Here is a 20,642-nt window from a genome sequence, read left to right on the forward strand (position 1 = left end):
GTTCATGAACGAACCCAACGCGCCGAGAGTGGTGCTGTACGCGAGGATCAGCGAGGACGTCAGCGGCGATGGACTCAAGGTCGCCGACCAGTTGGAGCGATGTCGCAAGCACGCGGCGGATCGAGGCTGGGACGTCGTGGCAGAGAAAACCGACAACGACATCACTGCACTCAAGGGCGACGACCGGCCTGGCTACGCCGAGGTGCTGCGTCTCGTCAGGCTGCGCAAGGTCGACCACGTCGTCGTCTGGCAGACGTCGCGCCTGCTCCGCAACCGCCGCGAACGGGCCGAGGCCATCGAACTGTTTGGTCGCCAGCGCGTGGGCATCATTGCAGTGAAGGGCGTCTCCTTTGACCTCTCGACCGCCTACGGGCGCGGACAGGCTGGGATCATGGGGGAGTTCGACACGATGGAGTCCGAGGTGAAGTCAGAGCGCATCCTTGCGGCCGCGACCGAGCGAGCCGAGGCGGGGCGACCGGCCGGTTACCTCGGTTACGGCTGGGTGCAGCACGGCAAGGGCCGAGATGCGACATACGTTGAGGACCCGGAGCAGGCGAACATCATCCGCGAGATTGTCGACCGGTTGCTCGCTGGCGACACCCTGCTGGCGATCACCGAGGACCTCAACAGCCGAGACGTCCCCTCGCCGGAGGCGTCGATGTGGACGCGGCTCACGACTGAGGAGCAGGAGCGCCGTCTGCGCAACGGACGAAAGCCGCCGTCCAAGGCGTGGGGTAAGACCAGCGTCAAGAAGTTGGCGATCCGGCAGTCGAACGTCGCCATCCGCGTCCATCACCGAGGCAAGAAGGACGAAGCCGAGTTTGACGGAAGCTGGCCGCCCCTCGTGGACAAGAGCAAGCACGACCGGGTCACTGCGCTGCTGGCCGATCCGAAACGCCGCGTGAACGGCCTCAGCAAGGACGGACCGATCCGTCCTGGTGCTCGCCGCCATCTGCTGAGTTGGGGCATCGGCGAGTGCGGCGTTTGCGGCGACCGGCTCAGGGTTGCCCCGAAGCAGGGCAGGTACGGCAAGCGACACATCCTCTACACCTGCGACAGTAAGGGGTGCGTCGGACGCAACGAAGAGTCGGTGGACCTCCTAGTTCGGGCTGTCGTGCTCGACAGACTGTCCCGCCCAGATGCGTTCGACTGGCTCCGACGAGATGACGACGAAGTGCGGGTGCTCACCGAGCGGGCGGCGTCCCTACGCCAGCGGCTCGACGATGCCGCCGAGGACTACGCCGACGGTTTGATCGACCGCGAGCAGATGCGCCGAATCACCGCCCGCCTACAGCCCGAACTGGAGCACGCCGAGGACGAGCGCCGCCAGGCGTCGACTGCCGTCGGCGTGGACGTTCTCCAGCCACTCGCCGAGGATGGCGCAGAAGACCGCTGGGACGCCATGGGCATCACGGAGCGGCGGGCAGTGCTGGAGACTCTCGGTCTTCGGGTGCGGGTCAACCGACAGCGTCGCGGGCCTGGGTTCGATCCCAACAGCATCGAGTTCATCTGGCCGACGGCGAAGTAATGGCGTTGGGCTGGGCCATACAAGTGGTCGTCAACGCCCAACTGAATGTCGGTGACATTTCTTTGATCCGTGGCACTTCAGTCCGTAGCGTTTGAGGCGACCTAGCCAACCTAGGAATCGAGGCCGCTGCACGGCTTTACGTTGTGCAGTGAGAGAAGGGCTTCGACAGCGACCCCGCTCAACTGGAGTTAGTTGTCATGCCCATTTCGCCCGAAGTGGCGTACCTTCGCGCTCGCCACGCCAACGCGAAACTGCGTGGAGATGAGACCGTCGCGGCCGAGTGCAAGCGCGACCTCGCTGCCCAGCGCATCGAGGAGTTCATCAAGCGCACCGTTGACGCGGCTCCGCCGCTGACGAGTGAGCAGCGAACGCGCCTTGCAGGCATCCTGCGCGGTGCTCCGTCCGCTTCGTCCAGAGGCGGCGCCGATGCTGCCTGACAGCCAGCCGCCCCCAGGATCGGGAAGACCTCGCCCTGGCAGGGGCGAGGCCGCGATCCCGACATCATCGAAGATCACGCCCATCGTAGAGGAGCACACGGGCCGGTGCCCATGCTCGTGCGGCGTGATGCCGTGCCGCGACGAGAACCACCACCACGTCGCCCACCTCAAGGCGCTCGTCGGTGACGGCCCCAAGGTCGACGGCTTCCTCCGTCGTCGCCGTCGTGAAGAGCGTCGTCAGCGCCGCGCGGCGTGGCTGGAACAGAACGGCGGTGCTGCCTGATGACTGCCTTCGCCGACCACGATGACCACTCCAACGAGCCGGCGACCGAGCCCGAACCTCGCTACCTGTTCCGGCCTGGCGGCTCCTTCATCCTCGATGTCGACCCTGACCCGGTGGCGGTCTGGGGCGCCGGGTCCGAGGTGCTCGCCGCACGTGGCGAGGCACTCATGATCGCCGGACCTCAAGGCGTTGGTAAGACCACGCTCGGCCAGCAGTACGCCCTCGGCCGCTGCGGGTTCGACGAATACGTCAAGCTCCTCGGCTACCCGATCCTCCCCGGCAGCAAGCGCACCCTCTACCTCGCCATGGACCGCCCCCAGCAGGCAGCCAGGTCGATGCGCCGGATGGTCGGTGAAGCCTGGCGACATGAACTCGATGATCGCCTCGCCGTCTGGCCGGGACCACCGCCGCACGATCTGGGCAAGTACCCGTGGCTGCTCCGCGACCTGTGCGAGCAGGCCGGCGCCGACACGGTGATCGTGGACTCCCTCAAGGACGCGTTCATCGGCCTCACCGACGACGAGGCTGCGGCCGGGTGGAACCGGGCTCGACAGACCGCCATCGCCGACGGGGTCGAGGTCCTCGAACTCCAGCACCTTCGCAAGAACCCCAACGGCATCAAGTCGGCCGGTCCGACGATGGATGACGTCTACGGCTCGACCTGGCTCACCTCCGGCTGCGGGTCCGTGGTGCTGCTCACCGGAGCCCCCGGCGATCCCATCGTCGGCCTGCACCACCTCAAGCAGCCCGCCGACCCGGTCGGACCCTTGAAGGTCATCCACGACGCCGACGCCGGACGCTCCGAGGTGTGGCACGCCACCGACCTCGCCACGGTCGCCCTCGCGACCCCCGGTGGGATCACTGCCCTCGACGCCGCACGGGTGCTGTTCGACACCGACAAGCCGGATCTCTCCCAGAAGGAGAAGGCCCGCCGTCGCCTCCTCAAGCTTCCCGGCATCCGCATCGTCGACCCCGGCGACAAGGCCATGAACCGACCCACTCGATGGGGCGCGTGATGAGCGCCCTCCAGACCTACACACGACCTACACGCGGCCATTCCCTGCTCGTCCTCCACACGCCCACCACGGCCTGCACGACCCCCGCCCAAACGACCTACACGCACCCCTACACGACCTACACGCGGCCGCCCCCTACACGCCACCACCCCCTCCTAGAAGGGGGTGGCGTGGGGTCCTGGTGGTCCCGAAGCGTCATCCATCCATGACCCGAGAGGCACCCACTTCATGACCTCAGCCCGTGGCGTCGCCCGAGCCGCTGCCCACCTGCCCGCCCCCGACGTCGAAGACCTCGACGCGCTCGACCACCGCATCATCTGCCCGCACTGCCGACGCTCGTACGAGGTGGTCGGCGACTACAAGCTCCGCCGCATCGTGCCCAACCACAAGATCTGGTGCAGGCGCTACCGCCCCGCACCGAAGGAGGAGTCCCCCTCATGACCACCACCACCTCGCCCGACCGGCAGCGAGCCGCCCGGATCACCCTCGCCGTCCTCACCGAGGACAAGGCCGCCGCCAACGCCGCCATCACCGAGACCGCCGACGACGGGGCCCCTGCGCTCGCCCGGGTCGTGGCCGTCCTCGCTGGCGACCTGGCCGCCCTCATGCAGATGACCCACGGTGACGATGCTGCTGACAACGTCCGCCGCTACCTGCTCGACCTCGCCGCCCATGAATGAGCGCCAGCAGACGTCACAGGTCGCCCGCAGACGAACGGAAGCGAGTCGAGCGTCGCGGCGTACGGCGAGCGCCGGACAAGCCCTCAGATCGAAGCAAGCGATCTCGACGGGAGGGGTAGGGGCGTCACGATCGCTAGACCGATCGCCCCGGAGACCCGTGCCGGTAGGCACGCGTGCGGCCAGACGAGTTTCGCCAGAAGTTGCATCTTGAACTAACCCGATCCGCGAGGAGGATCATCACATGGATGACGACGACCTGATGCCCCTGCCGAACACCGGCCCGACCATGGCGGGCGCGGCCAGCGACCTCCGTCGCGACCTCGCCTGGCGGGACCTGTCCATGAAGCTGGAGGAGATCGACGCCGAGCATGTCGCGCGTCCCGGTGACCTTGCCGGGTGGCGCCGGATCGCCTCCCACTTCCGCGACGACGAGGACGGCTGGGAGCCGCTCCCGATCCGGCCCTGATGCCTGTGCAGATTCTTTGCAAAGGGGTCTCGCCGGAACCTAAAATCGGTCCCGAACTGAATACGCCGAATACGGCCAGCGGTCATACCGAGGTCAACCCCCGAGGAACCGGGAAGGTCAACGACGAAGGAGCCCAGGCGTGGGCCAACGTCGGAGGAACTGGAACGGCCAAGGGCCTAGGAACTAAGGGTCAACCCGTCCGTCAGTAGCGGCACCCACGCATAGGCCCAGCGGCCAGCGGTCGAGCAACGCACTCCCGCCAGTCGCTGTCTGGTGCGTGTCGTCTCGTTGACGACGCCAGCCACGTGCCTGTGGGTCCACCTACGGACACACGGGAGTGACCCCCTCATGACAGATGAGGAGCGCCTCGCCGCCATCGCGGACGAGGCCCAGAAGATCATCGACCTCGCCAAGCAGAACGACGGCGACGTCAGCGAGGCCCAGGCCAAGCGCCTCGAAGACCTGGCCAACGAGGGCGAGGCCATCAAGGCCAGGATCGACAAGCGCACCAAGTCCAAGCGGACGGCCGAGGCCCTCGACCGGCTCGGCAAGGGCGCCACCCTCGGACCTGACGGCCTGCCCGTCACCGGCCTGTTCAACCAGAAGCAGACCAACGACCTGATCCGGGCCGTCCGGTCCAAGACCGCCATCCGGCTCGACACCAGCCTCAGCAGCGCCCACTTCAAGGCCGCCGCCAAGGCTGCCCACACGGCCGGCTCTCTCAACCTGCCAGGCGTCGGCTCCGACGTCGTCACCGCCCCCGAGGGCCGCGCCGTCGTCGCGATCCGCGACTTCATGGAGGTCACCAACAACGCCCCCTCGAACGTGCGCTGGTACAGCCTCGCCAACCCCAGCGACACCGCTGTCGCCATCGTCGCCGAAGGCGGGCTCAAGCCCGAGGCCGACCTGGTTCCCACACCGCACGACGACCCGCTGATCAAGATCGCCACCCGGTTCGGGTTCACCGATGAGTTGATCGAGGACTCCAGCTTCATGGCGACCGCGATCCAGAACACCCTCCTGCGGGCGGTCATGGTGCGCGAGAACCGGTACATCCTCGACACCGTCGCCGCGACGTCCGGGATCATCACCGCCACGACCACCGCCGACGGGCTCATCGACGCGCTCTCGCTCAACATCGCCAACTCGGTCAGCCTCAACGGCGAGGCACCGTCGGTGCTGCTGATGAATCCGGCGCAGGTGGCCGCGATCCAGCAGGCGAAGGCGTCGACCTCCGGCGTCTACATCTCCGACCCGCTCGGACCAGGCCCGACCGCTGTCCACGGTGTCCCGGTCGCCGCCAGCCCGGCAGTGGCCGCAGGGACGGTGTACATCCTGACCCCCGGCTGGGGCCGGTTCTACACCCGCGGCAACGGCGCGCTTCAAGTCGACGTCGGGCTCGCTTCCGGCGACTTCGAGAACAACCGCACCAGCGTCCGGGTCGAGGAACGCGTCCTCGCCACCGTGCCGCAACCGACGCACGTCACGCGGCTCACCGTGGCCTAGGAGCTTGCCGGGTGCGTCAACGTCACCTCCCAGCGCCGAGGACACGTCCTTTCGGTCGGCGCAGGAGGAGCGATGGTGGCCGAGCGGTCGGTGAATCTCCTTTCTGCCGCGACGACAAGACCACCAGCGCACCCAGCACCTAACGCAGCCCCCGCCAACCGGTATCCACGGGACCCGGCGCGGGGGCTGCGTCATGCGTAGTGTCGGCAGCAAGACCCTCCTGAAATTTGGGTACGGCCACCCCTGACTTCCGCTGTTCCCATCCAGTCGAGGCCGCCGCTACGTGAGCATCACGACATGGACCCAACGACGGCGATCGCCTGGGTGAGCGCGGGCAGCGGTCTGGTCGGCGCACTCATCGGCGCGGGCAGCGCTCTCGGCGGCAAGTGGGTGGACGCGCACCATGCACGGAAGGCCGAGAAGCGTAGGGAGGCCAACGACCTCTTGGCCCGATTCTGGGAGGCGGCAGACCGCTACTGGCGGACGTCCAAGTCGCTGCGAGACATCGTCGAAGACCTCCAAGCCTCCCGCCAGGCCGGGCATCCGACCGATGACCTCAACGTGAGCCGCGAGCGAGCGATCGCTGAGATGAACAGCGCGCAACTCGATGCCCGATTCCTCCTGGCGAAGATGCGGCTCAACGGATGGCCGATCGCTCGCACCGCCGAATCACTCTTGGTGGCGTCGCAGTTCAAGGTGTTGGTGGATCCAGCCTCCGTCCACAGGATGCATACCGCCGCGCTCAGAGCGTTCGAGAAGGAGGCGCGCGCGATGACCGGAGCGAAGGACCCTGACCGGCAGGATCGTCGGCTCTTTCCTCGGACGCGCCGAGCATGGCAGCGCATCAGTTTCGACTACTTGTTGTGGGCGCTCTCTCGGCTCAACCGGACCTCCGGGCGCTCCGGGGAGCAATGATCGCCCGGACATCACCGGCGTCGCAGCGGGTTCTGGCTTGCCGCCAGCCGCAGGGTTCCCGGCTCTAGTTCTTAGCCTTCGCGGCATCCCGTCGCGCCTTGCGCGCTTCCCGCATCGCCTTCTTCTCCGCGGGCTGAACGTACAGGGTGATCGTGGCCTCCTCGATCAGATTCGCGACGTCCGCGACCTCTTCGGCCGAGTAGACGAGACCATCATGGATGGAGTCGTTGCCGAGCATCCGAGCCTCGTGCAGATCGTCCACCAGATCTCCGTCGAGGCCCTTCGTCTTCAAGTCCTCGATCCTGGCGTACAAGTTCTGGCCGGTCGCGCCCCGCTCCTTCACCAACTCCTCGACCGCTGCCCGGTACATCACCCCGGCAGCGCGTAGCGCCCCTGCCTGCTCACACGTGGACGCCTCCCCATACAGCGACCGGATGGCGTCCGGGACGGTCTCATGCAACTCCCTAGGCGAGGGATTGGGGTAAACCATCTCCCGACCGATCAGTCGCGGTGCCATGCGAGCAAGAAATGCGCCCGGGTCCTCATCGTCGCTCAGTGTCGAAGCTGGCGCTGCGGCCCAACGCTCCCGCCAGATCACGGTCTTCTTGCAGTGGAGACACCGCAGAATGAGCAGGTTCATCCATGCAGTTGCGGTCGGAATCCTCTGGGCTTGTCCCTCTGAGTCGATGTTGAAGTGCACTGTCGGCCAGGCCCGCATCAATTGCTCGCGCTTGAAGGCCGACCCGTGGTGGCAGTTCGGGCAGTCACCCGTCAGGTTCTTAAAGTCCACAGCAGGTCAGCCTAGGGCTGGCCTCCGACGACTTCGGGCAGTTCACGCGAACTACGAGCGTCCTCATTGCGCTCGGTGCCGTCCGCCTCCTAGGCGGTCACGAGCCCAGCAGCCAGCATCGCCGCCATTACATCCTGGCCCCGGGGAAAGCGCCGTGGCTGGTGTGACACACATCGTGTTAGCCCTCGGGGAGGGTCCCGTTGTCAGCCAAGGCCGTCCGTACCGCCTGCGCCCAGTCGTCGTGGCTGGCTGGGTCGCTGCGAAGGTACTCGAGGAAGAGGAGCAGGCCCTCGTCCGGGCTCGTCTCGAGGGACACGTACTGCTCCGTCAGATAGAAGGCTGCGCGGAACGCCGCTGCCGTGCCCACCTCGATGGGAGTCGAGTCATCCACGTTCACCATCTCCGCTCTAGCCACTCCGGAATCGATCCACGCTCGGCGCCGAGGGTCGAGTCGTCGCCGTGGCCGGGGTAGAACCAGGTGTCGTCGGGGAGGGCGGCGAAGATGCGCGCCTGCAAGTCGGCCATGAGGCTGTCGAAGTCAGAGTCAGTTGTTGTCCGTCCAGGACCCCCAGGGAAGAGCGAGTCGCCTGGGGCCTACGAAATGTCATTCCCTACGCATTAGGTCGACTGCTCTCGCCGCAAGTTCTTGAACCGTTGGCCACAGCCCATCGTTGTACCAATCGCGATCCGGAGCGCTAGGTCCCTGGCGATCGGAGACCGTGATAACGGCTTGGACGACGGAGCGACAGGCATCCGCCTCGGCTTCGCTTTCGAGGATGGTGCCGATCGATTGCTTCGGGTCATAGACGTCCCAAGGGGTGTCGTCAACGACTGCATGGATTGCTTCGGTGAGGTTGTACATGCGTGTATCCCAGCCGTCCGCCGTCAACGCCGGGGGCGGACTTGCAATAACTTCGAGGGCCTGAAGCACGTCCGTGCGCCGGTTGGGCCATTCGACACTCACCAGCGCCTCGCGAGCCATTCCGGGATCGAACCACGCTCGGCGCCGAGCGTTGAGTCATTTCCGTGGCCGGGGTAGAACCACGTCTCGTCTGGGAGCTTGTCGAACACTTTCTCCTGCAGGTCGCTCATGATCGAGTCGAAGTCCTCGGGGGTTGTTGTCCGTCCAGGACCCCCAGGGAAGAGACTGTCGCCCGTCCACAGATGGGGCGTGCCCTCCGGGTCGCGGTAGAGCAGCGCGACCGAGCCGGGGGTGTGCCCGCGAAGCGCGATCACCTCGAGGGTGCAGTCGCCGACGGCGACGGTGTCGCCGTGGGAGAGCGTGCGAGCGATGGGTACGCCGGTGGCCTCCGTGATCGCGGTCGCGTCGGCCTCCCCGGCGAGAGTCGCCGCGCCGGTCGCTTCGACGACGTCCGCGAGGGCGCGATGGTGGTCCCAGTGCTGGTGGGTGGTGACGACGGTGGCCAGGTTCTCGCCGACGAGGGGGAGCAGGGTCTCGGGCTCGGCGGCAGCGTCGACGAGCAGCTGCTCGCCGGTGGATCGGCACCGCAGCAGGTAGCAGTTGTTGGACATCTGCGCGTCGACGGCGACCTTGGTGAGGGTCAGTCCGCCGAGCTCGCGCACGTCGGCCGGGCCGCCCGGTTTCACCGCGCCTGTATAAGTGGTAGGGGCATCGCTCATGCGCCTATGCAAGCACGTCGGACACGGTCAGAAGTAAAATGTCGGTGCTCCGTGAGAGGGTGCCGTCTGGGAGTCTTCCCAGCGTCGTATGATGCGAACATCTGTTCGACGCGGTAGCGCGATGCGATAGCACTGGACGAGGAAAGAACGTGGCGGAGCAGCAGCTGATCATCCGGGGAGCCCGGGAGCACAACCTGAAGGATGTCTCCCTCGACCTGCCTCGGGACTCGATGATCGTGTTCACCGGCCTGTCCGGAAGCGGGAAGTCGAGCCTCGCGTTCGACACCATCTTCGCGGAGGGTCAGCGTCGCTACGTCGAGTCGCTCTCTGCGTACGCTCGCCAGTTCCTGGGTCAGATGGACAAGCCCGACGTCGACTTCATCGAGGGGCTCTCGCCGGCGGTGTCGATCGACCAGAAGTCGACCTCGAAGAACCCGCGCTCGACGGTCGGCACCATCACCGAGGTCTACGACTACCTGCGTCTCCTCTACGCCCGTGCCGGACGTCCGCACTGCCCGACCTGTGGTGCGCCGATCGAGCGGCAGACGCCGCAGCAGATCGTCGACCACGTGCTCACCCTCGAGGAGGGGCGCCGCTTCCAGGTGCTCAGCCCGGTGATCCGGGCGCGCAAGGGGGAGTACGTCGAGCTCTTCAGCCAGCTCCAGCAGCAGGGCTACTCGCGAGTGCGCGTGGACGGCGAGATCCACCAGCTCGACGCGCCGCCCAAGCTGGAGAAGCAGAAGAAGCACACCATCGAGGTGGTCATCGACCGGCTCCAGGTCAAGGAGTCCTCCAAGCGGCGGCTGACCGACTCGGTCGAGACCGCGCTGGAGCTGGCCGGCGGCCTGGTCGTCTTCGACTTCGTCGACACCGGCGAGCAGATGAAGTTCTCCGAGCGGATGTCGTGCCCCAACGACCACCTGCTCGACACCGACGAGCTCGAGCCGCGGTCGTTCTCGTTCAACTCGCCCTTCGGGGCCTGCCCGGCCTGCACCGGTCTCGGCACCCGGATGGAGGTCGACCCCGAGCTGGTCGTCCCCAACCCGGCCGCCACGCTGGCCGAGGGGGCGCTGCAGCCCTGGTCGCAGGCCCACGTCGCCGAATACTTCCTCCGTCTCCTGGAGGCGCTCGGCGGTGAGCTCGGCTTCGATCTCGACACCCCGTGGGACGCGATCCCGGCGGCCGGCCAGAAGGCGATCCTCGACGGTCACGGGCGCAAGGTGCACGTGGTCTCGGTCAACCGCTACGGCCGCCGCCGGTCCTACGACGCCGAGTTCGAGGGCGTGCGCCGCTGGGTCGAGCGCCGCCACAAGGAGGCCGAGTCCGACACCACCCGGGAGCGCTTCGAGGGCTACATGCGCCAGGTGCCGTGCCCGACCTGCAAGGGCACCCGGCTCAAGCCCGTCTCCACCTCGGTGACCCTGGGCGAGCGGAGCGAGGGCGGCCTCAACATCGCCGAGCTCTGCGCGCTGCCGATCAACGAGGCCGCCGAGTGGCTCGACCGGGTCGAGCTCACCGGCCGGGAGCGGCAGATCGCCGAGCAGGTGCTCAAGGAGATCCAGGCGCGGCTGCGCTTCCTCCTCGACGTCGGTCTCGACTACCTCTCCCTGGAGCGCCCCTCGGGCTCGCTCTCCGGTGGTGAGGCCCAGCGGATCCGGCTGGCCACCCAGATCGGCTCCGGGCTGGTCGGCGTCCTCTACGTGCTGGACGAGCCGTCCATCGGTCTGCACCAGCGCGACAACCACCGCCTGATCGAGACCCTCGAGCGGCTCAAGCGGCTCGGCAACACGCTCATCGTCGTCGAGCACGACGAGGACACCATCAAGGTCGCCGACTGGGTCGTCGACATCGGTCCCGGTGCGGGTGAGCACGGCGGTCAGGTGATCCACTCCGGCACGGTGAAGGAGCTGCTCGCCAACGAGCAGTCGGTGACCGGCCAGTATCTGGCGGGCCGCCGCGAGATCGCGGTCCCGGCCGTGCGCCGTCCGCGCACCGCCGGCCGCGAGCTCACCGTCCACGGAGCCCGGGAGAACAACCTCAAGGACATCGACGTCACCTTCCCGCTGGGCCTCTTCCTCGCCGTCACCGGCGTCTCCGGCTCGGGCAAGTCGACGCTCGTCAACGACATCCTCTACACCGCGCTGGCCAAGGAGTTCTACCGCGCCCGCACCGTCCCTGGCCGGCACACCAAGATCTCCGGCCTGGACAACGTCGACAAGGTGATCCACGTCGACCAGTCCCCGATCGGGCGTACGCCGCGGTCCAACCCGGCCACCTACACCGGCGTCTTCGACCACATCCGCAAGCTCTTCGCCTCCACCCCTGAGGCCAAGATGCGCGGTTACCTGCAGGGCCGGTTCTCGTTCAACGTCAAGGGCGGCCGCTGCGAGGCCTGCTCGGGTGACGGCACGATCAAGATCGAGATGAACTTCCTGCCCGACGTCTACGTGCCGTGCGAGGTCTGCCACGGCGCGCGCTACAACCGCGAGACGCTCGAGGTGCACTACAAGGGCAAGTCGATCGCCGAGGTGCTCGACATGCCGATCGAGGAGGCGGTCGAGTTCTTCGCCGCCGTCCCCGCGATCGCGCGTCACATGAAGACCCTGGTCGAGGTCGGCCTGGGCTACGTGCGCCTCGGCCAGCCGGCGACCACCCTGTCCGGTGGTGAGGCGCAGCGGGTCAAGCTCTCCGCCGAGCTGCAGAAGCGCTCGACCGGCAAGACGCTCTACGTCCTCGACGAGCCGACCACGGGACTTCACTTCGAGGACATCCGCAAGCTCATCGGGGTGCTCTCCTCGCTGGTCGACAAGGGCAACACGGTGCTGGTGATCGAGCACAACCTCGACGTCATCAAGACCGCCGACTGGATCATCGACATGGGCCCGGAGGGCGGCAACCGAGGCGGCACCGTGATCGCCGAGGGCACCCCCGAGACGGTCGCGGCGACCCCCGGCAGCCACACCGGCAGCTTCCTCGCGCCGCTGCTGGACGGCAAGGCCGCCGAGCAGCCGCCGGCCAAGCCGGTGAAGGCGAAGGCTGCTCCGGCGAAGAAGGCGGCGGCCAAGAAGAAGCCGGCGGCCCGGAAGAAGGTCAGCGCGTCCTGACCCCGAGTCCGAGATTTGCCTGAAGGTTTGCGCTCGGCGAGCGACGTCGCTCTGCGGGGTGCCTATTCTGGGCGGCATGAGTGAATCTCGAATCACCCGCCGGAAGGTCGTAGGCGGGGCCGCGGTCACGGTCGTCGGTGTCCCGCTCCTCGCAGCGTGCGGTGGCAGCGACTCCGGCGGCTCCGGCAGTGGCGGCGGGTCCGGGTCCGCGGAAGGCGGTCCGCTCGTCGCGACGAGCGAGGTCCCGGTCGGCGGGGGAGTGATCGTCGCCGACCGCAACCTGGTGGCCACCCAGCCGACCGAGGGCACGTTCAAGGTCTTCTCCGCGATCTGCACCCACCGCAGCTGCCCGGTCACGAAGGTCGCCGGCGGCACCATCGACTGCCCCTGCCACGGCAGCCGCTTCTCGATCGAGGACGGCTCGGTGGCACAGGGCCCCGCGGAGAGCCCACTGGAGGAGGTCGCCTTCGAGGTGATCGACGGAGAGATCGTTCCCAGCTGACGACTCGGCCGACCGGAGCGACGTCTCGGCAGAGGCTCCTCGAAGGATCAGGTCCGCGCGAGCGCCTGTGCGCGCCACAGCTCGTCGCGCGGCGAGCGCCGGCGGTCCAGGCGGGCATCGAGGAGCACCCGGGCCTCGTCCCAGCGGTCGGCACGGAGCAGCGCGGCGATGCGGGCCTCCTCGATGATCTCCCGCTGCGCGTCCGAACCGCCGAGCCGGCGGATCGAGGGCGCCAGCAGGGCGAGCCGGTCGGCGGCGGCCGAGTTCTCGTCGCGGGCCATCAGCCCCAGCGCCTCGGCGAGCGGGGAGACGACGGTGGCCATGGTCGGGTGTACGTGCCCGGCGGCCCACGACCTCAGCTCGTCGAGCGCGCCGGCGTCACCGGTGGCGAGGTGGGTGACCGCGGTGTGCATGGCCAGGAACGGGGTGGCGGGCCGGGTCATCGTCTCGCGGCCGGTGACACGTATGACCTCGGCGATGTCGGGCACGTCGTGCGCCCCCGGGGTGAGGGCCCAACGGAACAGCAGCGAGCCGGAGTCGACCAGCGCCCGGCAGCCCAGCGCGTGGCCGGGCTGGAGCTGGGACTCGTAGCGGCGGCGTACGGCGTCCAGGTCGCCGAGCGAGAGCTCATGGAGCGCGGCGTGCCAGGAGAAGTGGGAGAGCGAGTCGATCTCGGCGCCGTCGCCGAGCACCCACGACGACATCCAGGACAGACCCGCCTCGTGGTCGCCGGTCTCGTAGTGCGCGTGCGCGCGGGCGTGGGCGGAGTGGCCGGCGCCGGGCTCCACCGCCAGCGAGGCGCAGGAGAGCGACATCGCGTCGTCGAAACGGCGCTGCTCCTGGCGTACGAAGGCGAGCAGGCCGGCGAACCACCAGTCGTCGCCGTAGGCGGGCGCGGCGCGCTCCACGATCGCCCACGCCTCCTCGGGCACCTCGGTGGCGCCGGCGAAGGCGATGGTCGGCACCGCGGTCGACAGGAGCAGAGCGTCGCGCGGGAAGGCTGCCAGATGGTCGATCAGCGGCCGCGGGTTGCCACCGATGTGTGCGTCGATCGCGTGGACGTGGCTGCGCTCCCGCTCGGTCGCCCGCTGGGCGTGGAGCCGGGCCTGACGCAGGCGCGCGGCGACGTCGACGGGAGCGCACATCTCGTGTCCGAGCAGGGCGAGCGCGGCGTGGCCGAGCGCGAAGGTCGGGTCGAGGACGATCGAGGCCGCGAACGAGGACAGCGCGCCGTCACGCAGGCGAAGCACGTCGAGCAGCCCCTGGGAGTAGGCGAGGGCGGCTTCGTCACTGGTGGTCAGTGCGTATCCATAGCGGTCACGACAAGGCACATAACCATACTAGACCACTAGACTTTAAAACCCAGTGTGGCACGGCCAGATTTCCCCCAGAGTGTGGATGTCAGCTGGGCACCGCGAAGGCGTGCGTCATCCAGGACCTGTGGGTGGGGTCTGGCGGCGTCTCGTCGGTGAGGGGAGGCGTCGTTCCCTGGATGCCGCCGGTGTGGCCGGAGAGGTACTCGGCCTTGACGTAGGCGTAAAGGCGGTCGCACCCCGCCACCCGGCTCACCTTCGTGTAGAGCGGGATGGCCTTGTGGTGCGTCTGATCGTTCACCGCCACGTCGGTCCGCGCGATCGGCGCCGACGCGCATACGGTGCTCCCGTTCATCAGGCGTACGTACAGGGTAAACCGGGCCACCGAGGTGTCCGAGGATTCGCAGTCCGGCTCCTGGTTCCCATCGGCGTCGTCGGGCCAGCATGACTGGAACTCCGTGTCTGCGATGACGGCGACCTCGGTGTAGTCGGTCGGCAGCGTGCGGTCGAGCTTGGAGACGTAGAGCTCTTTCGTCAGCGTCGTCGGCGGACCGGCCGGTTCAGCGACCTGGATCGGTTGGCCCGAGGCATCCTCCTTGATGTCTGTCCCGGCGAACCTCAGCTCGCCACTCACCGTCATCGAGGACACGTTGGGGCTCAGGGAGATGGTCCTCAGATAGATGCTGCAGGTCATCGTGCCGCTGCTGGTCGCCTGGACCAGGAGCCGGGTGATGATCGAGATGGACTGCCGGTCCTCGAGCCCGGTCGGCGGGTCGATGTTCTCGCCCATCACGGCGCTTCCCGAACCTGCGCCGGAGCAGATGACCTCGTTGTCCACCAGGTTGACGTGTGCGGAGTCGTACGCATTCAGCTTGGAGTAGAGATAGGCGGTCTGCCCTGCCGTTACCTGCTCAGTGACGGTCTCCAGCCGGACCACCTTCTGATAGACCGTCTGCCCAGGCCGAGGGGCCGCTGGGATCCCGGTGATCACCCGCGGCGCGAACGTGACGGCTTGGGCTGCCGGCGCCACCAGGACCAAGGAGCCCGCGAACGTTGCTACAAAGACGACGATTGCGAGCAACCGATGCCTTCCCGAGACCATCTTCATCGGTGCCACTCCTCATCGAGATCGGGACAGGCGCGAACTGCGGCAACCCGCGCAGGGCGTGTTCACCGAGAACCTAGGAGCGGCGAGATTTCGCCGTCAAGGGAAATTCAGCCCCTCGGCGGGTGGGCGTCAGTGGGCCTTGGGCGTAGCTCGCCGGAGCCGCGAGGGATCAGCCGAGCGCCGATGGTGACCGTCTGTGGCGGGCCGGCGGTGTCGCCGGCGATGCGCTGGAAGAGCAGCCGTGCGGCGGCCGCGCCCATGGCGCCGGGGTCCTGGGCGATGACGGTGAGGCCGGGCTGGAGGAGGTCGCCGAGCTCGACGTCGTCGAACCCGACGAGCGCCAGTCGGGTCGAGCGCCGGGCGAGCTCGCGCAGCACGCTGACGGTGGTGCGGCTGTTGCCGCAGAGCAGCGCCGTCGCCGGTGACGGCCCGGCGAGCAGCCGGTCCAGTGCGGCAGCGGTCGAGTCGGGCGACGGCCGTGCCTGGGTGACGAGCTCGTCGGAGAAGGGGATCCCGGCGGACTCCAGCGCCTCACGGTAGCCGCGCAGCCGCTCGCCGGCGGTGTAGATCTCGGGCGCGTCGCCGATGAAGCCGATACGGCGATGCCCGTGGGAGAGGAGGTGCTCCACTCCGCGCCGGCTGCCGCCGAGGTTGTCGGTGAGGACCATGTCGGCCTCGATGTCGCCGGGCGGGCGGTCGACGAACACGACCGGGATGCCGGCCCGCATCTCGGGCAGGAGGTAGGAGTGGCTCGTCCCCGCCGGCACGATGATCAGACCGTCGACGCGCCGCTCGCAGAAGGCGAGCGCGAGGTCGCGCTCCCGGTCGGCATCCTCCGCCGAGGATCCGGCGAAGACCATCGTCCCGTGCTCCCGGGCGACGTCCTCGACCGCGCGGGACAGGATCGAGTAGAACGGGTCGGCGACGTCCTCGAGCAGCAACCCGACGGTGCCCGACCGTCCCTGCCGGAGGTCGCGGGCGCTGGCATTGCGCCGGAACCCGAGCTGCGCGATCGACTCGAGCACCGATGCCCGGAGGTCGTCGTTGACGTTGGACTCGCCGTTGACCACCCGTGAGACGGTCTTCAGGCTCACCCCGGCCGCCGCCGCGACATCCTTCATGGTCGGGCGGCGCTGCTGACGGGTCTGGTCGGACGGGGGTGATGCCACGTGCTCAGCGTAGACGCAGATCCGAGCGTGACAACGATGTCGCGATTCTTCTCGCATATCGGTCCAAATCACGGGGTGATCCGAGATCGCCCGCGTAAATCCTGCACAAACGCGTTGACAACGTTGTCATGACCCGGTTCCATCTGGGATGGCCCCCATGTGAAGGAGATCACACCGATGCACCGTTGGGACGCACCACCCAGAACCCGAGGCCGGGCTGCCCGCCTGGCCGCGATGATCGCCGCGACGGCGGCACTGATGGTCGGGATGAGCAGCACCGCACCCGCGCTCGCGACCCCTGAGTCACCCGAGCCGTCCGCTCCGAAGAGCGACACCGCCGACCCCCAGCAGGCCGCGGAAGGCGGTGACTGGACGACCTCGTTCGAGGAGGACGACCCCCAGCCGACCTGGGCCGATCTCGTCGACACCGGCGAGGACGGCACCCCGCGCACCGCGAACGTCGCCGGACCCGACGCCTTCGGCATCCCGGGCGACATCTCCGAGCACATCACCGGCGTCACCGCGAGCGGGGAGAACACCGGCTCCGGTGAAGGTGCCGCCGAGCTCGTCGACGGTGACATCAACACCAAGTGGCTCACCTTCGCGACCACCGGCTGGGTGCAGATCAAGCTCGACCAGCCCGTCAACGTCGTCAGGTACGCCCTCACCTCGGCCAACGACGCGGCCGAGCGTGACCCCAGGGACTGGGTGATCCAGGGATCCACCGACGGCCAGACCTGGACGACCGTCGACACCCGCACCGGCCAGTCCTGGGACGAGCGCTTCCAGACGCGAGAGTTCGAGATCGCCTCGCCGCAGGCCTACTCCCACTACCGCATCGACATCTCCGCCAACCAGAGCGGCGGCATCATCCAGCTCGCCGAGTGGCAGCTCTCCGACGGCTCCGAGCCCCCGCCGCCGCTGAAGAACATGACCAGCCACCCCGACGACGGCCCCGCCTCGGCGTACGCCGCGAAGTCGAAGGTCGGCTTCACCGGGGTGCACGCCTTCGAGTACGCCGGCAAGATCACCGCCGACAAGGGCCACTCCTACAACCGCGTCTTCGACGTCGACATCCCGGTCGGCAAGGAGACCGAGCTGTCCTACCTGGTCTTCCCGGAGTTCATCGACGGCGACCTGAGCTACCCGAGCACCTACACGTCGGTGGACCTGGCCTTCACCGACGGCACCCTGCTCTCCGAGCTGGGCGCGCTCGACGCGCAGGGCTACGTACTGTCGCCGAAGGGTCAGGGCGAGTCGAAGTCGCTGTACACCAACCAGTGGAACAAGAAGACCTCCGTCATCGGCGACGTCGCGGCGGGCAGGACGATCGACCGCATCCTGGTCGCCGTCGACGCGCCGAGCGGTCCGACGAAGTTCCGTGGCTGGTACGACGACATCGCGATCACGGCCTCCCCGGACGAACCGCAGCCCACCAGCCGCGTCGACTACGCCGTCACGACCCGTGGCACCCAGTCCAGCGGCAGCTTCTCGCGAGGCAACAACATCCCCGCGACCGCGGTCCCGCACGGCTTCAACTTCTGGGCGCCGATGACCAACGCCGGCTCGCTGTCCTGGTTCTACCGCTACCACCAGGACAACGACGCCCAGAACCGGACCAGCCTGCAGGCGCTGACGCTGAGCCACGAGACCAGCCCGTGGATGGGGGACCGGCAGACCTTCCAGGTGATGCCGTCGTCCGCCGAGGGCGTCCCCGACCCGGGGCGTAGGGCCCGTGCGCTCACCTTCGAGCACGACAACGAGACCGCCCGGCCCTACTACTACAAGGTCGGCTTCGACAACGGCCAGAGCGCCGAGATCGCCCCGACCGACCACGCGGCCGTGTTCCGGTTCACCTACCCCGGCGACGATGCGAGCCTGGTGTTCGACAACGTCAACAACGACGGCGGCCTGACCCTCGACCCGGCCGCCGGCACCCTGCAGGGCTTCACCGACACCCGCAGCGGCCTGTCCAACGGCGCCACCCGGATGTACGTCTACGCGACCTTCGACCAGCCCGTCACCGGCGGCGGCAAGTACGCCGGCGGCGAGCGCCCGAACGTACAGGGCCACCTCGAGTTCGACGCCGGTACGGACCGGACCGTGACGATGCGCATCGCCACCAGCCTGATCGGCATCGACCAGGCGAAGAGGAACCTCGAGCTCGAGGTCGCCGACGACTCCTTCGACACGGTGAAGGAGAAGGCGAAGGCGCTGTGGCAGGACAAGCTCGACGTCCTCGACATCCAGGGCGCGACCAAGGAGCAGCGGACCACCGTCTACTCCAACCTCGCCCGGCTGTTCCTCTACCCCAACTCGGGCCACGAGAACACCGGTACCGAGGACGAGCCGGTGTGGAAGCACGCCGTGCAGTCCACCTCCGGTGACACCAACCCGCCGGGCACCACGCCCACCCACACCGGGGCCGAGATCAAGGACGGCAAGGTCTATGTGAACAACGGCTTCTGGGACACCTACCGCACCACCTGGGCGGCGTACTCGCTCCTGGAGCCGAGCCAGGCCGCCGAGATGGTCAACGGCTTCGTGCAGCAGTACAAGGACAACGGCTGGATCTCGCGCTGGTCCTCCCCGGGCTACGCCAACCTGATGACCGGGACCAGCTCGGACGTCTCCTTCGCGGATGCGTACGTCAAGGGCGTCGAGGGCATCGACGCGGAGGCCGCCTACGCGGCCGCCGTGAAGAACGCCACGGTCCGTCCGCCGGGCTCGGCGACCAACTCCAACGTCGGCCGCAAGGGCATGCAGACCTCGGTGTTCCTCGGCTACACGCCCGCGGCCGTGAGCGAGGGCGTCTCCTGGGGTCTCGAGGGCTACATCAACGACTACGGCATCGGGAACATGGCCGCGAAGCTGGCGGCACGCGACGGGATCTCCGGCGCCGAGAGGAAGCGGCTGAAGGAGGAGTCGGAGTACTTCCTCAACCGCGCCCGCAACTACGTCAACACCTTCGACACCAAGGTGGGCTTCTTCCAGGGCCGCAATGCCGACGGCACCTTCAAGAAGTCACCGGCGGACTACAACCCGCTGGTGTGGGGCAGCGACCACGACTACACCGAGACCAACGGGTGGAACTTCGCGTTCCACACCCCGCAGGACGGCCAGGGCCTGGCCAACCTCTACGGCGGTCGCGGCGGGCTCGCGAAGAAGCTGGACACCTTCTTCGCGACCCCGGAGACGGGGGAGTACCCGGGCTCCTACGGCGGCATCATCCACGAGATCCGCGAGGCCCGTGACGTACGCATGGGGCAGTGGGGCTTCTCCAACCAGGTCAGCCACCACATCCCGTGGATGTACAGCTACACCGGCCAGCCCTGGAAGACGCAGGAGATCGTCCGTGAGACCCTGCGCCGGATGTACACCGGCTCCGAGATCGGGCAGGGCTACGCCGGCGACGAGGACAACGGCGAGACCTCCGCCTGGCACCTCTTCGCCTCCCTCGGCCTCTACCCGCTCCAGATGGGCAGTGAGAACCTCGTGCTCGGCTCGCCGCTGTTCACCAAGGCCACCCTCCACCTGGAGGGCGGCAAGGACCTGGTGATCAAGGCACCGAAGAACAGCAACAAGAACATCTACGTCCAGGGCGTCACCATCGACGGCAAGACGTGGGACAAGACGTACGTCTCCCACAAGGAGCTTGCCGACGGCGGCACCATCGAGTTCGACATGGGCCCGAGGCCGTCGCGCTGGGGCACCTCGCCGAGCGCCGTGCCGCCGTCGCTGACCACCGGCTCCGAGCCGGCCCGGCCGATCGCCGACAGGTCGGGTGCGGGCAAGGGCACGGTGACGGCCAGCGGGAACGACGGCGAGACGCTGGTCGACAACGACTCCGGGACGCAGACGACCGTGGCCGGCGACGGCTGGGTGGAGTACCGGTTCTCCGGGACCAAGGTGCCGGTGTCCTTCTACACCCTCACCAACGGCGCCGACGGCCGCTCGCCGAGCGGCTGGGTCGTCAAGGGATCCAACGACGGCACCGACTGGAAGGTCCTCGACCGGCGCTCGGGTGAGAAGTTCGACTGGCAGCAGGCCACCCGTCCGTTCAAGCTCGAGTCGGAGTCGAGGTTCAACCGGATCCGGATCGAGTTCACCGGTCCGGCCGGTGAGCCGATCACGCTCTCGGAGGTGGAGCTGCTGGGCTAGCTGATCCGGGCACGTCCACGTGC

At 68.0% G+C, this 20,642-nt stretch carries 20 protein-coding genes; 11 read left to right on the forward strand and 9 right to left on the reverse strand.

Annotated elements, in window-relative coordinates; all coding sequences use genetic code 11:
* Positions 1-4: 4 nt before the first annotated feature.
* Positions 5-1,528: a recombinase family protein gene (locus tag HD557_RS09690; RefSeq protein WP_196873737.1), complete on the forward strand. Its 1,524-nt coding sequence runs from the start codon at positions 5-7 to the stop codon at positions 1,526-1,528.
* A gap of 188 nt (positions 1,529-1,716) precedes the next feature.
* Here the strand turns inward: HD557_RS09690 and HD557_RS09695 are convergent, their stop codons facing one another.
* Positions 1,717-2,049, reverse strand: coding sequence for a hypothetical protein (locus tag HD557_RS09695; protein ID WP_196873738.1), 333 nt, complete (start codon positions 2,047-2,049; stop codon positions 1,717-1,719).
* Positions 2,050-2,089: 40 nt separating this feature from the next.
* Between HD557_RS09695 and HD557_RS09700 the strand changes: the two genes are divergently transcribed.
* The 7 genes from HD557_RS09700 to HD557_RS09730 all read left to right on the forward strand — a co-directional run bounded on the left by HD557_RS09700 (position 2,090) and on the right by HD557_RS09730 (position 6,831).
* Positions 2,090-2,248, forward strand: coding sequence for a hypothetical protein (locus HD557_RS09700; protein WP_196873739.1), 159 nt, complete (start codon positions 2,090-2,092; stop codon positions 2,246-2,248).
* Positions 2,248-3,264, forward strand: coding sequence for an AAA family ATPase (locus tag HD557_RS09705; RefSeq protein WP_196873740.1), 1,017 nt, complete (start codon positions 2,248-2,250; stop codon positions 3,262-3,264). Before HD557_RS09700 ends, HD557_RS09705 begins: the two co-directional genes overlap by 1 nt.
* A 228-nt stretch (positions 3,265-3,492) precedes the next feature.
* Positions 3,493-3,705, forward strand: coding sequence for a hypothetical protein (locus HD557_RS09710; protein WP_196873741.1), 213 nt, complete (start codon positions 3,493-3,495; stop codon positions 3,703-3,705).
* The gene (locus HD557_RS09715) at positions 3,702-3,944 is read left to right on the forward strand and encodes a hypothetical protein (RefSeq protein WP_196873742.1); all 243 of its coding nucleotides are present in this window, start codon (positions 3,702-3,704) and stop codon (positions 3,942-3,944) included. Before HD557_RS09710 ends, HD557_RS09715 begins: the two co-directional genes overlap by 4 nt.
* 241 nt (positions 3,945-4,185) lie before the next feature.
* Positions 4,186-4,410, forward strand: coding sequence for a hypothetical protein (locus HD557_RS09720; RefSeq protein ID WP_196873743.1), 225 nt, complete (start codon positions 4,186-4,188; stop codon positions 4,408-4,410).
* A 348-nt stretch (positions 4,411-4,758) separates the two neighbouring features.
* Complete coding sequence (locus HD557_RS09725; protein ID WP_196873744.1) at positions 4,759-5,916, forward strand: phage major capsid protein; 1,158 nt, start codon at positions 4,759-4,761, stop codon at positions 5,914-5,916.
* A 297-nt stretch (positions 5,917-6,213) separates the two neighbouring features.
* Complete coding sequence (locus HD557_RS09730; RefSeq protein WP_196873745.1) at positions 6,214-6,831, forward strand: hypothetical protein; 618 nt, start codon at positions 6,214-6,216, stop codon at positions 6,829-6,831.
* A gap of 64 nt (positions 6,832-6,895) precedes the next feature.
* On the opposite strand, the gene HD557_RS28955 is transcribed toward HD557_RS09730, so the two are convergent.
* The 5 genes from HD557_RS28955 to HD557_RS09750 all read right to left on the reverse strand — a co-directional run bounded on the left by HD557_RS28955 (position 6,896) and on the right by HD557_RS09750 (position 9,262).
* Positions 6,896-7,621: a DUF4145 domain-containing protein gene (locus HD557_RS28955; protein ID WP_196873746.1), complete on the reverse strand. Its 726-nt coding sequence runs from the start codon at positions 7,619-7,621 to the stop codon at positions 6,896-6,898.
* Between the two features lie 178 nt (positions 7,622-7,799).
* Entirely contained in the window at positions 7,800-8,012 is a 213-nt protein-coding gene (locus HD557_RS09740) for a hypothetical protein (RefSeq protein ID WP_196873747.1), read from the reverse strand.
* A 2-nt stretch (positions 8,013-8,014) separates the two neighbouring features.
* Positions 8,015-8,146, reverse strand: coding sequence for a hypothetical protein (locus HD557_RS28635; RefSeq protein WP_269210636.1), 132 nt, complete (start codon positions 8,144-8,146; stop codon positions 8,015-8,017).
* 79 nt (positions 8,147-8,225) lie between these two features.
* Positions 8,226-8,603 carry an SCO4402 family protein gene (locus HD557_RS09745; protein ID WP_196876579.1) on the reverse strand — a complete coding sequence of 126 codons (378 nt, stop codon included), beginning with the start codon at positions 8,601-8,603 and terminating at the stop codon, positions 8,226-8,228.
* Positions 8,582-9,262, reverse strand: coding sequence for an MBL fold metallo-hydrolase (locus HD557_RS09750; protein WP_196873748.1), 681 nt, complete (start codon positions 9,260-9,262; stop codon positions 8,582-8,584). Before HD557_RS09750 ends, HD557_RS09745 begins: the two co-directional genes overlap by 22 nt.
* A 149-nt stretch (positions 9,263-9,411) precedes the next feature.
* Between HD557_RS09750 and uvrA the strand changes: the two genes are divergently transcribed.
* Together uvrA and HD557_RS09760 are read left to right on the forward strand one after the other, a co-directional pair.
* Positions 9,412-12,366 (forward strand): excinuclease ABC subunit UvrA, encoded by a 2,955-nt coding sequence (gene uvrA / locus HD557_RS09755; protein WP_196873749.1) that lies wholly within the window; start codon positions 9,412-9,414, stop codon positions 12,364-12,366.
* Positions 12,367-12,442: 76 nt separating this feature from the next.
* Positions 12,443-12,868, forward strand: a complete 426-nt coding sequence (locus HD557_RS09760) for a Rieske (2Fe-2S) protein (protein ID WP_196873750.1) — start codon at positions 12,443-12,445, stop codon at positions 12,866-12,868.
* Positions 12,869-12,915: 47 nt separating this feature from the next.
* On the opposite strand, the gene HD557_RS09765 is transcribed toward HD557_RS09760, so the two are convergent.
* From HD557_RS09765 to HD557_RS09775, 3 genes are all read right to left on the reverse strand, one after another.
* A complete protein-coding gene (locus HD557_RS09765; RefSeq protein WP_196873751.1) occupies positions 12,916-14,199 on the reverse strand; it encodes a pyridine nucleotide-disulfide oxidoreductase in 1,284 nt (427 codons plus the stop codon).
* Between the two features lie 70 nt (positions 14,200-14,269).
* Positions 14,270-15,289: a hypothetical protein gene (locus HD557_RS09770; RefSeq protein WP_008357177.1), complete on the reverse strand. Its 1,020-nt coding sequence runs from the start codon at positions 15,287-15,289 to the stop codon at positions 14,270-14,272.
* A 107-nt stretch (positions 15,290-15,396) separates the two neighbouring features.
* On the reverse strand, positions 15,397-16,458 hold the full coding sequence (locus tag HD557_RS09775) for a LacI family DNA-binding transcriptional regulator (protein ID WP_196873752.1): 1,062 nt from the start codon (positions 16,456-16,458) through the stop codon (positions 15,397-15,399).
* A 177-nt stretch (positions 16,459-16,635) separates the two neighbouring features.
* Here HD557_RS09775 and HD557_RS09780 point away from each other — a divergent pair, with 177 nt between their 5' ends.
* Complete coding sequence (locus HD557_RS09780) at positions 16,636-20,619, forward strand: GH92 family glycosyl hydrolase (protein ID WP_196873753.1); 3,984 nt, start codon at positions 16,636-16,638, stop codon at positions 20,617-20,619.
* Positions 20,620-20,642: the final 23 nt, after the last annotated feature.

The organism is Nocardioides luteus (assembly GCF_015752315.1).
Classification (GTDB): domain Bacteria; phylum Actinomycetota; class Actinomycetes; order Propionibacteriales; family Nocardioidaceae; genus Nocardioides.

What these genes read in the sequence shown, in the direction of transcription:
- HD557_RS09690 (WP_196873737.1), top strand. Translation starts at nt 5, where the DNA reads ATGAACGAACCCAACGCGCCGAGAGTGGTGCTGTACGCGAGGATCAGC.
- HD557_RS09695 (WP_196873738.1), bottom strand. Translation starts at nt 2,049, where the DNA reads ATGGGCGTGATCTTCGATGATGTCGGGATCGCGGCCTCGCCCCTGCCA.
- HD557_RS09705 (WP_196873740.1), top strand. Translation starts at nt 2,248, where the DNA reads ATGACTGCCTTCGCCGACCACGATGACCACTCCAACGAGCCGGCGACC.
- HD557_RS09710 (WP_196873741.1), top strand. Translation starts at nt 3,493, where the DNA reads ATGACCTCAGCCCGTGGCGTCGCCCGAGCCGCTGCCCACCTGCCCGCC.
- HD557_RS09715 (WP_196873742.1), top strand. Translation starts at nt 3,702, where the DNA reads ATGACCACCACCACCTCGCCCGACCGGCAGCGAGCCGCCCGGATCACC.
- HD557_RS09720 (WP_196873743.1), top strand. Translation starts at nt 4,186, where the DNA reads ATGGATGACGACGACCTGATGCCCCTGCCGAACACCGGCCCGACCATG.
- HD557_RS09725 (WP_196873744.1), top strand. Translation starts at nt 4,759, where the DNA reads ATGACAGATGAGGAGCGCCTCGCCGCCATCGCGGACGAGGCCCAGAAG.
- HD557_RS09730 (WP_196873745.1), top strand. Translation starts at nt 6,214, where the DNA reads ATGGACCCAACGACGGCGATCGCCTGGGTGAGCGCGGGCAGCGGTCTG.
- HD557_RS28635 (WP_269210636.1), bottom strand. Translation starts at nt 8,146, where the DNA reads ATGGCCGACTTGCAGGCGCGCATCTTCGCCGCCCTCCCCGACGACACC.
- HD557_RS09745 (WP_196876579.1), bottom strand. Translation starts at nt 8,603, where the DNA reads ATGGCTCGCGAGGCGCTGGTGAGTGTCGAATGGCCCAACCGGCGCACG.
- HD557_RS09750 (WP_196873748.1), bottom strand. Translation starts at nt 9,262, where the DNA reads ATGAGCGATGCCCCTACCACTTATACAGGCGCGGTGAAACCGGGCGGC.
- HD557_RS09760 (WP_196873750.1), top strand. Translation starts at nt 12,443, where the DNA reads ATGAGTGAATCTCGAATCACCCGCCGGAAGGTCGTAGGCGGGGCCGCG.
- HD557_RS09770 (WP_008357177.1), bottom strand. Translation starts at nt 15,289, where the DNA reads ATGAAGATGGTCTCGGGAAGGCATCGGTTGCTCGCAATCGTCGTCTTT.
- HD557_RS09780 (WP_196873753.1), top strand. Translation starts at nt 16,636, where the DNA reads ATGCACCGTTGGGACGCACCACCCAGAACCCGAGGCCGGGCTGCCCGC.